Annotated in this window: 7 protein-coding genes; all 7 read left to right on the top strand. The window is 34.7% G+C overall.

Going from position 1 to position 13,932, the window contains the following annotated elements:
• Positions 1-2: 2 nt before the first annotated feature.
• The 7 genes from IRZ83_RS12150 (at position 3) to IRZ83_RS12120 (ending at position 13,917) form a co-directional block, all read left to right on the top strand.
• Complete coding sequence (locus tag IRZ83_RS12150; RefSeq protein WP_194569076.1) at positions 3-2,663, top strand: glycoside hydrolase family 3 protein; 2,661 nt, start codon at positions 3-5, stop codon at positions 2,661-2,663.
• A 266-nt stretch (positions 2,664-2,929) separates the two neighbouring features.
• A complete protein-coding gene (locus tag IRZ83_RS12145) occupies positions 2,930-6,025 on the top strand; it encodes a SusC/RagA family TonB-linked outer membrane protein (RefSeq protein ID WP_194569072.1) in 3,096 nt (1,031 codons plus the stop codon).
• Between the two features lie 17 nt (positions 6,026-6,042).
• Positions 6,043-7,629, top strand: coding sequence for a SusD/RagB family nutrient-binding outer membrane lipoprotein (locus IRZ83_RS12140; RefSeq protein WP_194569068.1), 1,587 nt, complete (start codon positions 6,043-6,045; stop codon positions 7,627-7,629).
• Between the two features lie 140 nt (positions 7,630-7,769).
• Positions 7,770-9,092: a sugar MFS transporter gene (locus IRZ83_RS12135; protein WP_194569067.1), complete on the top strand. Its 1,323-nt coding sequence runs from the start codon at positions 7,770-7,772 to the stop codon at positions 9,090-9,092.
• Between the two features lie 105 nt (positions 9,093-9,197).
• Complete coding sequence (locus IRZ83_RS12130; RefSeq protein ID WP_317174565.1) at positions 9,198-10,169, top strand: sialidase family protein; 972 nt, start codon at positions 9,198-9,200, stop codon at positions 10,167-10,169.
• A gap of 52 nt (positions 10,170-10,221) precedes the next feature.
• A complete protein-coding gene (locus IRZ83_RS12125) occupies positions 10,222-11,202 on the top strand; it encodes a M20/M25/M40 family metallo-hydrolase (protein ID WP_194569063.1) in 981 nt (326 codons plus the stop codon).
• Between the two features lie 318 nt (positions 11,203-11,520).
• The gene (locus IRZ83_RS12120; RefSeq protein ID WP_194569061.1) at positions 11,521-13,917 is read left to right on the top strand and encodes a TonB-dependent receptor; all 2,397 of its coding nucleotides are present in this window, start codon (positions 11,521-11,523) and stop codon (positions 13,915-13,917) included.
• The last annotated feature ends 15 nt before the right edge of the window (positions 13,918-13,932 follow it).

The following is a 13,932-nucleotide window of genomic DNA, read 5'->3' as shown; positions in this document are numbered from 1 at the left end:
CTATGTTACAATTAAGAATGAAAAAAACAGCCATTATTTTTGTAATGGCTGTAGGTATTTTTAACCAAGGTTATTCGCAGAAAAAATATCCGTATCAAGATGCAAAATTACCGGTTGAAGATAGGGTAAAGGACTTATTAAGCCGAATGAGTTTAGAGGAAAAAGTGCGCCAAATGGATATGTATAAAGGCGAATTTTTTAAAGAAAAAGAAGATTTCTCTAAAACAAAATCAGATATAAAGATTGGAAATTTGGGGATTGGTGCGATTCACGATATTTATCCGCGTTCAGCGAAAATGATCAATGACCTTCAAAGCGAGGTTATTAAAAAAAATAAATGGGGAATTCCTGCACTTATTATGTGCGAGATGCTTCACGGTTATTTAGATGACGGAAGTACGGCTTTCCCAATGAACATTGGTTTAGGAGCAACTTGGGATACTAATTTAATGGGCAAAGTTGGAGGCGTAATTGGTACTGAAGCCAGAGCACATGGTGTTCATTTTGGTTTAGGTCCAAATCTTGACGTTGGCCGTGAACCGCGCTGGGGAAGAGTTGCCGAGACTTTTGGTGAAGATGTTTATTTAATTAGTGAAATAGGAACAGCAATGATTAAAGGAATGCAGGGCAACGATTTAAAATCAGATCGTTCTATTATTGCAGAACCTAAACATTTTGCAGTTCATGGTATCCCAGAAGGCGGTGCAAATTCTTCGCCTGTATTAGTTGGTGAACGTTCAGTACGTCAGGATTTTTTGCCGTCATTTGAAAAAGCATTTATAAAAGGAGGCGCATTGGGAACAATGTGTGCGTATTCTGAGTTAGACGGAATTCCTTGTGCAGCTAACCATTGGTTACTGACAGATGTTTTGAGAAACGAATGGGGTTTTAAAGGAATTGTAGTATCTGATTTAGGAGCAATTAAATATTTGCAGACGACGCATAATGTAGCGAGTTCGCCAAAAGAAAGTATTAGAGAAGCAGTTTCTGCAGGAGTTGACATGCAGTTTTATGATTTTACAAATGAATTTTGGCAGACAAGTATTATAGAATTGGTTAATGAAAAGAAACTGACAATGGAGCAGATCGACCGTGCTGCAGGAGGAGTTTTAAGATTAAAATTTTTATTGGGATTATTTGAAAATCCATACACAGATAAAAATTTAATTAAAGAACGTTTTCACACAAAAGAAAATCAGGATATAGCTTTAGAAGCAGCACATAAATCTATTGTTTTATTAAAAAATGAAAACAATATCTTGCCTTTAAAGAAAGACATTAAAACAGTTGCTGTTATCGGACCAAATGCAAATGCTTCAAGACTTGGAGGATATGCAGTTAAAAATAAAGTAGGAACTACGGTTTTAGAAGGTATTCAGCAAGTGGCGGGCAAAAACACAAACGTACTTTATGAAGAAGGTGTTTCTTTAATTGTAAAAGGACAAATTATTCCATCGAAATATTTATTTACTCCGGATGGATCTCAAAACGGATTAAAAGGAGAATATTTCAATAACAGAAAAGTAGAAGGAACTCCGGCATTAACGCGTATTGACAATCAATTAGAGTTTGACTGGCCTTGGTCTCCTGGTGATGGTGTTACAGATGACGATTTTTCTATTCGCTGGACAGGTTATATTCAGTCAGATAAAGCATTTGACGGCTGGTTAGGTTTAAGTTCTGATGATGGAATCAGAATGTGGATTGACGATCAATTGGTTATCGACAACTGGACAAAAGGGGCAACGAGCATGGTTACTACTCCCAAAAATATCGAAGCAGGAAAAAAATACAAAGTCCGCATAGAAATGTGGGAAGGAGGCTGGGGAGCCAGAGCTCACTTGCGTTGGAATTTAGAAAAAGTAAACTTTCAGCCGGCAATCGACATTGCTAAAAAAGCAGATGTAGCAATTGTAGTTTTAGGAGAATCAAATGAATTGGTTGAAGAAAACAGAGATGTTGCTTCATTAGATTTGCACGGCATGCAGCAAGAATTAATCGAAGCGATTCAAAAAACAGGAACTCCTGTAGTTTGTGTTCTATTAAACGGCCGTCCGCTTTCTACAAACTGGATCAATGAAAATATTCCTGCAGTTGTTGAAGGATGGTTTCCTGGAGAATTAGGAGGAAAGGCTGTAGCCGATGTTTTATTTGGAGATTATAATCCAGGTGGAAGATTGCCAATAACCGTTCCAAAATCAGTTGGACAGCTGCCTATATATTATAACCAAAAACCATCTGCCATTCACAGATATGTGGCAGAGAGCGAACATCCTTTATATACATTCGGTTTTGGATTGAGTTATACAAAATTTGAATATTCAAATCTTAAAATCAGTTCTGCCGAAATTAAAGCGGATGGAGAATTAAAAGTTACTGTAGATGTTAAAAATACTGGAAATTTAGATGGAGATGAAGTAGTACAATTATATATTAATGATGTTTATAGTTCTGTTACAACTCCCGAAAAAACCTTAAAAGGATTTAAAAGGTTACATATTAAAAAAGGAGAAACTGCAACTGTAGAATTTATACTTACTCCAGCAGAGTTATCTATCTGGAATAGAGAAATGAAAAGAGTGGTAGAACCGGGTGATTTTAAAGTTATGGTAGGAGGGAATTCTACTGATTTGTTAAAAACGAATTTCAAAGTTTTAGAGTAAATCTCGCAAAACGAAGAAAAATGTTCATCTTTTTGGTTAATAAGGAAGGAATAATGCTGATAATAACCAAAATCAGTTAGATTAGTTAGGTTTTAGTTGTTAAAATAAAGAGGATTAAGATTACAAAGGAAGCCAGTATTGGCGCGGAAAGTGTTAAATTTTACCCAACACCTTTTCAAAATTGTCATTTGTCGAAATAATATTTTGTTAACAGAATGTATTCTTAAGTTTAACATGTTATTAACTCTAAAAAAAAACAACTAAACATGGCTAAGAACGTACTAAAATTACTGTTTGTTGTGTGCCTTTTCGGATTTCAAAATCTGCAGGCACAAACAACAGTAAAAGGAACGATTACAGATGCTGTAAGCGGAATTCCGATTCCGGGAGCAAATGTTATCGTTAAAGGAACAAAAACGAGCGCATCATCAGATTTTGATGGTAAATACAGTATTACTGTTCCAAATCAAACAGCAGTTTTAATTTTTTCTTATGTAGGATCTGCTACAAAAGAAGTTGCTGTTGCGGGACAAACTACTATTAATGTAGGTTTAGGTGCAGCCACACAACAATTAGGTGAAGTTGTGGTAACTGCTCTTGGTATTAAAAGAGAGAAAAAGGCAATTACTTATTCTGCTCAAAACATTTCAGTAGATGAGATTTCAGAAGCAAGATCATTAAACGTTGCCAACTCACTTTCAGGTAAAGTTGCAGGTCTTAATTATTCTACGACTTCTAATGGTGTAGGCAGTTCATCTAGAATTACTTTAAGAGGAAACAGATCACTTAACGGTAATAACCAACCTTTATATGTAGTGGATGGTGTGCCAATCAGTAACGGTACAACATCAACTAATCCTGATATTGATACAGGAGGAACTACACAGCCAGATGGTATTTCTAACATTAACCCAGAAGATATTGCTTCGATGACAGTCCTTAAAGGACCATCTGCAGCAGCCCTTTATGGTTCTAGAGCATCAAATGGTGTTATCGTTATTACAACAAAATCTGGTAAAGCAGGAAAAACTTCGGTTTCGTTATCATCTAATTTCATGGCTTCTTCTGCTTATAATTTGATGAATTTGCAAAATGAGTACGGACAAGGAACAAACGGCGCTTATGTTGCAAACTCTTCTTCAAGCTGGGGAGGAAAATTAGACGGAAGCCAAGTTTCAAACTGGCAGTTAGTTCGTAACCCAAATTATGCAGGGCCAGCTACACAAAGTTATTCTCCACAGCCAAATAACGTTATTGATTTCTACAAAACAGGTTATAATTTAGCTAATACATTAACTGTTACGGCAGGTAACGAAAAAGCACAAGGTTATTTCTCTTATACAAATACAAAAGCTGAAGGTATTGTTGGCGGAAACCAATTAGACAGACACAATCTTAACTTGAGATTGACTAGTAAAATATCTGATAAATTATCGTTGGATGTAAAAACCAACTACATCATTCAGGATATTGACAACTTGTTAAGAACTGGAGAAGAATCTATCGGAACATCAGCTTATTTATTGCCTCGTAGTATTGCATATAATGACTACAAAAATTTCGAATATATTGATGCAGCAGGGCAAAGACAAATGAATTATTTCATTGATGAAACTGGATCTCCAGGAGGAAACCCATTCTGGTCTGCTTTGAGAGATGATGCTCGTACAGATAAAAGAAACAGATTTATTGGTTTAGCCTCTCTTAAATATGAGTTTACAAAAACTTTAAGTTTACAAGGTAGAGCTGGTTTAGACCAAATGACAAACAAAAACGTAAGAAACAGATATGCTACAGTTGCATTTAACAATAACTTAGGTTCATACAGCGAATCGTATGAAACAGTAAGTGAATTGAATGTCGATGCTTTGCTTTCTTACAACGAAAAATTTGGAGATTTTTCTGTTGGACTTAATGCTGGAGCAAGTTCATTACAACAGAATAATTCAGCTTTAAATTCTGGTGGTGTTTTAAGTAAAAGAAATTATTTTGCCCTAAGTAATGTTTCAACAATTCAATCTACATCAACAGCTTCAGAAAAAAGAATTAACTCAGTTTACGGATTCGGTCAAATTGGTTTCAGAAACTATTTGTTTTTAGACTTAACAGCTAGAAATGACTGGTCTTCTACATTGCCAACAGATTATTTTTACCCTTCTGCGGGTCTTTCTGCTGTTCTTTCTGATATGTTTACATTGCCAGAAACTATTAGTTTTGCAAAATTAAGAGCTTCGTATGCACAAGTAGGAAATGATACAGATCCTTATCAAACACAACAAAGATTCTCTTATATTGGTGGAAACGGCGGTATGTTATACGGACAAAGTACAAAAGCTAATCCAAACTTAAAACCTGAGATTTCTTCTTCTACAGAGTTTGGTGCAGATGTTCGATTTTTTAATAATCGTTTAGGTTTAGATTTTACATACTTTAATACATTAACAAATAATCAAATTTTCTACATCAATACGCCTGAGGCTTCTGGATATTCTAGAGCTATCGTAAATGGTGGTGATATCGAAAATAAAGGTATTGAGCTTACTCTGACTGCAACTCCTATTCAAACAGAAAACTTTACATGGGATATTACAGCAAACTACGCATCTTATAAGTCAAAAATTAAATCTATTGCAGATGGAAGAGAAGAATTAGTTCTTGGAGAAGGACGTTTAGTAAGAAGTAAAGTTGTTGTTGGCGGTGAATATGGCGATTTATACATTAAAGGTTTCCAAAGAGATCCAAGCGGCAACATTATTGTAAACAGTGCAGGTATTCCATTAGCAACAAATGGTTTTGATGTGCGTGCTGGTAACTTTAACCCAGACTGGACAGCAGGTTTTAAAAACAACTTTAAATACAAAGATTTCTCTTTAAGTTTCTTAGTTGATTTCAGAATTGGTGGTGAAGTTATTTCATACACTCAGGCAAGACAAGCCGGTTTAGGAGTAAGTGATGTTACTCTTGCAGGAAGAGAAGGAGGAATTGTAGTTAATGGAGTTGTTGGAAGTACTTCTGGCGGTGTAACAACGTATACACCAAACACAACAAGTATTACTGCAGAACAATACTGGACAGCAATTGGACAAAGAACACCAATCGCAGAACCTTTTGTTTATGATGCAACAAACATCAGATTAAGAGAACTTGTATTGGGTTATTCATTACCAAAACATATTTTGGGCGAATCAGGTTTCACAAGTATTGATTTTTCATTAGTAGGAAGAAATTTATTCTTTTTCATGAACAAAGCTAAATATTTTGATCCAGAAGCAGGAGCAGGAACAGGAAACCTGCAAGGTATAGAATCTTTCAACATTCCTTCAACGAGAGATTATGGAGTTAATGTTAAATTCGGATTTTAATTAAATAAAGAGACATCATGAAATATAGTTTTAAAATAAAAACATTGGGAGTTGCTTTAATGGCAGTTTCTATTTTGTCAAGCTGTTCAGGCGACTTTGATGAGATAAACAAAGATCCTAATTCGTTGACTGAAGATCAGTTAGATGCTACTTTAGCAGGACCTTCTTTTGCATCAGCGCTTTATGCAGGTATTCATAACGGATCTTACTCATCGCCAGGTGTAGATGATCAAGGTACATGGGGTATCGCAACGGGTATTTTATCTTCTACTTTTATTCACTATCTAAATTGTGGATATGGTACTGAGAGAAATGCATTCGTAAATGGATATGAAGGACGTGGATGGACAAGATTTTACACAGTTGCTGTTCCGGCCTTAAACAATGCTATTAAAGCATCTGAAGGAAATGCTGAAGCTTTGGCAGTTCTTAAAATCTGGAAAGTTTTCATGTACAATCAAATGGTAGATGCTTACGGACCAATTCCGTATACTGAAGCAGGAAATGGTAAAGAAAAAGTGCCTTACGATAGCGTAGAAAGTATTTACGAAGATTTCTTTAAATTGCTAGATGAAGCTAATACTACATTAAGTTCTTCTTCTCTAACAACAGTTGCTTCACTTCAGCCAAACGACCGATTGTATGCTGGTAACGTGTCAAACTGGAGAGTATTCGGAAACAGTTTAAGATTGCGTTTAGCATTGAGAATTTCTGATGTTGAACCTGCTAAAGCAAAAACACAAGCTGAAGCTGCTGTAGCAGCAGGAGTTATGGAAACAAACGCTCAAAGTGCATTCTTTAAAGCTAGTAATATTACTCCAAACAATTTAAATATGATTGTAAACAGCTGGGGTTATACTATGACAGCTTCTATGGAAAGTATTCTTGTAGGATATAATGATCCAAGATTAGCAAAATGGTTTGCTCCAATTGATACTGGAGTTTATAGAGGTCAGCCTGTTGGAGGATTAGAAGATCAATTTGGAACTACTAAATTCTCTGCCTTCAATAATGACATTATGGGTAATGGTGCTGCAGGAAATATTAGTGAGTCTAAAAACATTGAAGTTTTTATGGCATCTGAAAATTATTTAAGCAGAGCAGAAGGAGCTTTAAATGGATGGAACATGGGCGGAACTGCTCAAACTTTATATGAAACAGGTATCAGATTGTCTATGCAGCAATGGGGAATTGTTGATAACACAGCAATTAACAGCTACATCGCAGGATCAACTTTGCCAACTTTGCCAAACGTTTTAACAGTTTATCCAAATCTAGACTTGAAAGATATTCCAGTTAAATTGCCTGTAGCATGGTCTGCAACTGAAGCTAGTCAGCGTACACAAATTGCTGTTCAAAAGTACTTGGCTATTTTTCCTGAATCTTGGGAATCTTGGGCAGACTTACGCAGAAGTGATGCAAAAGTTATTTATGCACCGCTTAATACAGATAATAATGATGCTGGAGTAGGTAAAAGTTTAATGAAGAGAATTATTTATACAACAAATGAATATTCTTCAAACAAAGATGCTGTTACTGACGCAATCACAAAATTAAAAGGTCCTGACACTGGAGGAACTAAACTTTGGTGGGATACTAAATAATTAAGGTAAAGAAGACGAGATTCGTTACTTTAAAGATAAAAGGAGAGGTGACTCTCCTTTTGTTTTATACGCCTATTTGTAAAAAAATGGTTATCTGATTTGAAATAAAGCTATTGATAACCGAAATAAAAAGAATAACTATGCCTAACAAAAATACATCTCAAAATAACAATACATTAATTCCAATACTAATTATAGCCAGCCTATTTTTTGTTTTCGGATTTGTAACCTGGATAAACGGCGCTTTGATTCCGTTTATGAAAACAATCAACGAATTAACATCTGCCCAATCGCTTTTAGTTGCATCAGCATCGTATATTTCATTTGTAGTTATGGCACTGCCGGCGTCGTACATTTTAGGAAAAATTGGATATAAAAAAGGAATGTCGTTAGGATTGTTTATAATGGGATTTGGAGCTTTAATTTTTATACCTGCAGCAGAAGCCAGAACGTACTGGATGTTTTTAACCGGTATATTTGTTCAAGGTGCAGGAATGACGTTATTGCAAACGGCATCAAACCCTTATATAACGATTTTGGGTCCAATTGAAAGTGCTGCAAAACGAATTTCGATTATGGGAATTTGCAATAAGATTGCAGGTGCTTTAGGGTCGCTAATTTTTGGTTCTCTTTTATTGTCTGGAATAGATGAAATTCAAGAGAAACTAAGTGCAGTCAGTGCAGTCGAAAAGGCTAAATTGTTAGATACAATGGCAGACAGCGTGGTTGCGCCTTATATCACAATGGCTGTTGTTTTATTTGTTTTGGGAATATTAATTAGAAAAGCACCTTTGCCAGATGTTGAAGCAGCACCAATTGAAACAGCAAAAGAAGGCGAAACTACAAAAACAAGCATTTTTCAATTTCCGCATTTATGGCTGGGCGTACTTACACTTTTTATGTACGTAGGTGTTGAGGTTATCGCAGGAGATACAATTATAGCGTACGGAATTGCTTTAGGTTTTCCGGCTGCAGATGCCAAATTTTTTACGACTTTTACGTTATTGGCAATGGTAGTAACCTATGCTTTAGGTGCATTTTTAATTCCAAAATACATTAGTCAGGCTTTGGCATTAAAAGCAAGTGCAGTTTTAGGAATTGTACTTTCATTTTGCATTGTATTTTCTACCGGATTTACTTCTATTTTATTTGTTGCCGCTTTAGGTGTTGCAAATGCATTGGTTTGGCCGGCAATATGGCCGCTGACTTTAAATGGTTTGGGCAAATTCACCAAAACAGCTTCAGCATTGTTAATTATGGCTATTTCTGGAGGTGCAGTTATTCCGCCTCTTTACGGGAAATTAGTAGACATAAATAAAATAGATATGCTGACTAATGGAATGAGCGAAGTTGCTGCAACGGCAAATGCTGCAACAAAAGGATATTGGATATTATTGCCTTGTTATATTTTTATTTTATACTATGCCCTTTATGGCCATAAATTAGGTTTAAATAAAAAATAATTTTAATAACGTTAAGGATAAAAGATGAGTTTAAAAATAAATTGTTCAGTACTTTTTTTAGTTTTTGTATGTCTTTCTTGCAGCTCTGTAAAAAAGGAATTAACAGTGTCTAATATTACCCAAAACTTTATTACAGATCAGCCAGTAACAACAAACAGCCATGCCGCAACATTAGTTGAATTAGCTCCAAATAAAATTATGGCAGCTTGGTTTGGAGGTAAATATGAAGGTGCTAAAGATGTAGGGATTTATTATTCGAATTATGAAAACCAAAAATGGTCTGCACCTAAAAATCTTGTTCTGCCTCTGGTGAAAGAAGGAGATACATTGCCTTGCTGGAATCCTGTTTTATTTAAAAGTAAAAGTCAAAATTTGTATTTATTTTATAAAGTAGGAAAAAATCCGAGAGAGTGGTTTGGCGCCATGATCATTTCAAAAGATAACGGAAACACTTGGAGCATTCCAAAATATCTTCCGAAAGATATACTTGGGCCTATTAAAAACAAACCTGTTGAAGCAACTCCCGGCATTATTTTATGCGGAAGCAGTACAGAAAGTGTTCAGAATAATCAATGGAGATCTCATGTAGAAACGTATACGGAAGCCACTGATATTTGGAAAAAGATTACTATTCAAGATAAAAAAGAATTTGATATTATTCAGCCAACATTTTTAGTTCATTCTGATAAAATAATTCAGATGTTGTTTCGCAGTAAACACAATACACTGATTACAAGCTGGTCTAAAGATAACGGACAAAACTGGAAAGATACAGATAGGATTAATGTTGTAAATTCGAATTCCGGAATTGATGCGCTGACGCTTTCTAAAAAATCATTTCTCTTAGTCAATAATCCACTAAAACAAGGAAAAGATTGGTTCAACGGCCGAAATGTTTTAGATGTAGAATATTCTAAAGATGGAGTAAATTGGAAAAAGTTATTTGATCTCGAAAATCAAAAAGAAGGCGAATTCAGTTATCCGGCTATTATTCAAACTTCAGACGATAAAATTCATGTGCTTTATACATATAACAGAAAGTATATTAAGCATGTAGTATTCGAATTGAAGAAATAAATTGAATACTTTTTATTTTACAAAACAAGTTATTTAAAACAAAGCATAAGTCATGAAATCTTTTCAAATTTCAAAAATTAAACCCTTTTTCATAAGTGTATTATTTTTTAATAGCAGCATTAACGCTCAAAATAATAGTAATGCAGAGACATTCTATAAGCACGATAAGTACCTTTCTTCGGATAAATTAGAAGGCCGTTTTCCTGGCACAAAAGGAAATAATGATGCAGCATCTTATATCAAAAAATATTTTAAAAAATATGGTTTGAAAGAATTCAACCAAAGTTATTATCAGCCTTTTAAAGTATTTGTAAAAGAAGGAATAAACAAAGTGAAGTCAGACAGCGTTACAACTCAAAATGTTGTAGGCTATATAGAAGGATCAGATGATAAACTTAAAAATGAATTTATCGTAATAGGCGCGCATTACGATCATTGGGGATGGGGAGGTGCAGGCTCTAGCAGTAAAAAAAAGGAAGCCGTAGAAATTCATAACGGAGCAGATGACAACGCTTCTGGTGTTGCAGCTTTGCTTTCTATTTTAGAAGAAGTATCTAAATCCTCAGTAAAACCAAAAAGGAGTATTATTTTTATTTCATTCAGCGGTGAAGAAGAAGGTTTGGTAGGCTCTAAATATTTTGTGAGTCATTTGCCTGTCGAAAAAAGCGCTGTAAAAGTTATGCTTAATATGGATATGGTAGGAAGATTGAATACTGAAAAACAACTTTATATGGGAGGAGCCGGAACCTTTCCAAACGGTATTGAATTGATGAAGAAATTACAAGAAAACAGCGGCTTAAACCCTGTTATACATGCGGGAGATGTGGGAGGATCTGACCATGTTTCCTTTTACAAATCTTCTATATCAGCAGTTGGTTTTCATACGGGCGGACATCCGCAATATCATACTCCAGAAGATGATATCGATTTAATTAATATTGATGGAGGCGCATTGGTCGTAAAGTATATTTACAATGCTTTGGTACAAATTGCAAATTATCAGGAATCACTTTATTTTATAAAACAAGATTAAAAATAAAGAATCCTTTTGGACTTATATTTAAATAAAAAAAGCCTTTCAAGATTAATGATTTTGAAGGCTTTTTTGTTTTTATAGGTTCATTATGTAATCCTAATTAGCACTATTCGCTTGTCTTAAAAAGCTTCTTTCTTTTATACTTAAATAAGTATTTCGGATAAAAAAAAGCAATCTTCTTTTTTTACATTAAAAATAATAACAAATAAATAGTAAAACAGAGCATTCGCATTATTATCTGGAATAAATAAAAATAATTTGGTTTGTTTTAACACAACATATAAATTTGCGCTATTCAAAATAATTCTAAATAACATGAAAGTAAAAATATTACTTCCGCTTTTGAGCAGCTGTTTAATGTTGCTGACTGCTGTAAGTTCGTTTGCGCAAACTGGTACCATAAAAGGTACAGTATCGTTGTCTAATGATGAAATTGCAGATAATGTTTCAATAACTCTTAAAGGAACCCACATCGGAACTGTTACTGATGCTCAGGGAAACTATGAGATAAAAAATGTAAAACCAGGTAATTACACATTAAAAGCTTCTGTAGTAGGATTTTCTGCTAAAGAAAAAAGCATTACAATTACATCTGGAGCTGAAATTGTAGAAAACTTTGCATTAATCACAACATCTGAAACACTTACAGAAGTATTTGTAAAAGGTAATGCAAACAAGTACACTAAATCAGAAAGCGAATACGTTTCTAGAATGTCAGTTAAAAACATTGAAAACTCGCAAGTATATAATGTTGTGACTAAAGAATTGATGAAAGACCAATTGGTTACAAACCAAGACGAAGCGTTGAAAAACGTTCCAGGTTTATACCAATTATGGGGAGCTACGAATCGTGCAGGTGATGGAGGTTCTTGGTATTCACTACGTGGATTCACTACTCAGAGTTTAGTAAGAAATGGTCTTGCAGGAAAAGTAAACAGCAATTCAGATGCTGCAAATCTTGAGCGAATTGAAGTTATCAAAGGACCATCTGCTACATTATTCGGAAATGTACTTTCATCTTACGGAGGACTAATCAACCGTGTGACTAAAAAGCCTTACGAAAATTTTGGTGGAGAAATCTCATATCAAAATGGAAGCTACGGATTTAGCCGTTTAACAGCTGATATCAATACTCCTATAAACGAAGATCATACTGCATTGTTCAGATTAAATGGATCTTACAGCAGTGCTAATACTTTTCAGGATTACGGTTCATCAAAAAGTTACTTTTTCGCACCTTCTTTCTCTTATAAAATAAACGATAAACTAACAGTATCTATAGATGCTGAAATAGGAAGTCAGGATAATTCAGGTATGTCATTAATCTATCTTCCTTTTGGAGTATCGATTGCTGATTTAGGAGTAAGTAATGCTAAAGATCTTAACATCAATTTCAAAAGATCATTCTTAGGAAATGAATTTATTACGAATACTAAAACATTCAATGTTTTTGCACAGGCTAATTATAAAATCTCTGACGAATGGACTTCTCAATCTGTATTCAGCAGCAGTTCTAATAAAGCAGTAGGTCCGCAAACATGGTTTTACCTTTTGCCAAACGAACAATTATCAAGAAATGCTTGGGATGCAAACGGTAGAGATAATGCTATAGAATTTCAACAAAACTTCAATGGTGATTTCAATATCGGATCAATGAGAAACCGCTTTTTAGCAGGTATTGATTTATACAACGGTACAAATAAATTAGGATACCAAAGTTTACCAAATTTTGCTGCATACGATGTAGTAAATTATAATGGAACGGCAGCAAATTATTATGATTTTAACCCAACCAATGTAAAAGATGCAATGGCTGGAAATGGTAATGCTCCTTATACTACAAACAGCGATATATCTACATATAGTGCGTACGTTGCAGATGCAATTAATATTACAGAAAGATTATTAGTTTCAGCTGCGGTACGTTTCGATCATTTTGAAAATCAAGGATCATTTGATGCTGCTGCAAATACTAAAGCTGATAACTTTTCTCAAAATGCATTCTCACCAAAATTTGGTGCAGTTTTTCAAATCTTAAAAGATCAATTATCTGTATTTGGTAACTACCAAAATAGTTTTACCAACAAAGGATTCTTAAACGCTAACGTTGGAGGTGCACTTCAATTAGTACAATTTGATCCGGAAAGAGCGAATCAGTTTGAAGGAGGAGTGAAATTAAATGCTTTCCAAAACAAATTAAGCGCTACAATCAGTTACTATGACATCAAAGTAAAAGATATCGTAACAGCTGACCCAAATTTACCAAATGCAAGTATTCAGAACGGTACACAATTCAGTAAAGGTTTTGAAGTAGAAGTTACTGCTAACCCTATTCCTGGATTAAATCTTCTGGTTGGTTTCTCTAAAAATGACTCAGACTTAAACGGAAAAAGACCTGTAACTGCGGGACCAGAGACTTTGATTAATTACTGGTTTAGCTATAACCTGCAAGAAACTAAACTTAAAGGATTAGGTTTAGGATTTGGAGGAAACTACGGAGATGCTACAAATATTTACGATAACGGACCAGGCGAAACTTTTGCACTTCCATCGTATTCTGTTATAAATGCTGCATTGTACTACGATCAGCCTAAATACAGAGTAGCATTAAAAGTAAATAACCTTACAGACGAATTATACTTTAACGGTTATACTACAATCAACGTTCAGGCTCCACGTACCATTATGGGAAGCGTAACGTTTAAATTCTAATTGAATTAACCCATA

Origin of the sequence: Flavobacterium sp. JLP (assembly GCF_015350755.1) — a bacterium.
GTDB lineage: Bacteria > Bacteroidota > Bacteroidia > Flavobacteriales > Flavobacteriaceae > Flavobacterium.
The sequence above is the reverse complement of the archived record's forward strand: the minus strand, read 5'-3'. Positions and strand labels throughout refer to the sequence as shown.

Coding starts and splice junctions, on each gene's coding strand:
- IRZ83_RS12150 (WP_194569076.1), top strand. CDS start 3: ATGTTACAATTAAGAATGAAAAAAACAGCCATTATTTTTGTAATGGCT.
- IRZ83_RS12145 (WP_194569072.1), top strand. CDS start 2,930: ATGGCTAAGAACGTACTAAAATTACTGTTTGTTGTGTGCCTTTTCGGA.
- IRZ83_RS12140 (WP_194569068.1), top strand. CDS start 6,043: ATGAAATATAGTTTTAAAATAAAAACATTGGGAGTTGCTTTAATGGCA.
- IRZ83_RS12135 (WP_194569067.1), top strand. CDS start 7,770: ATGCCTAACAAAAATACATCTCAAAATAACAATACATTAATTCCAATA.
- IRZ83_RS12125 (WP_194569063.1), top strand. CDS start 10,222: ATGAAATCTTTTCAAATTTCAAAAATTAAACCCTTTTTCATAAGTGTA.
- IRZ83_RS12120 (WP_194569061.1), top strand. CDS start 11,521: ATGAAAGTAAAAATATTACTTCCGCTTTTGAGCAGCTGTTTAATGTTG.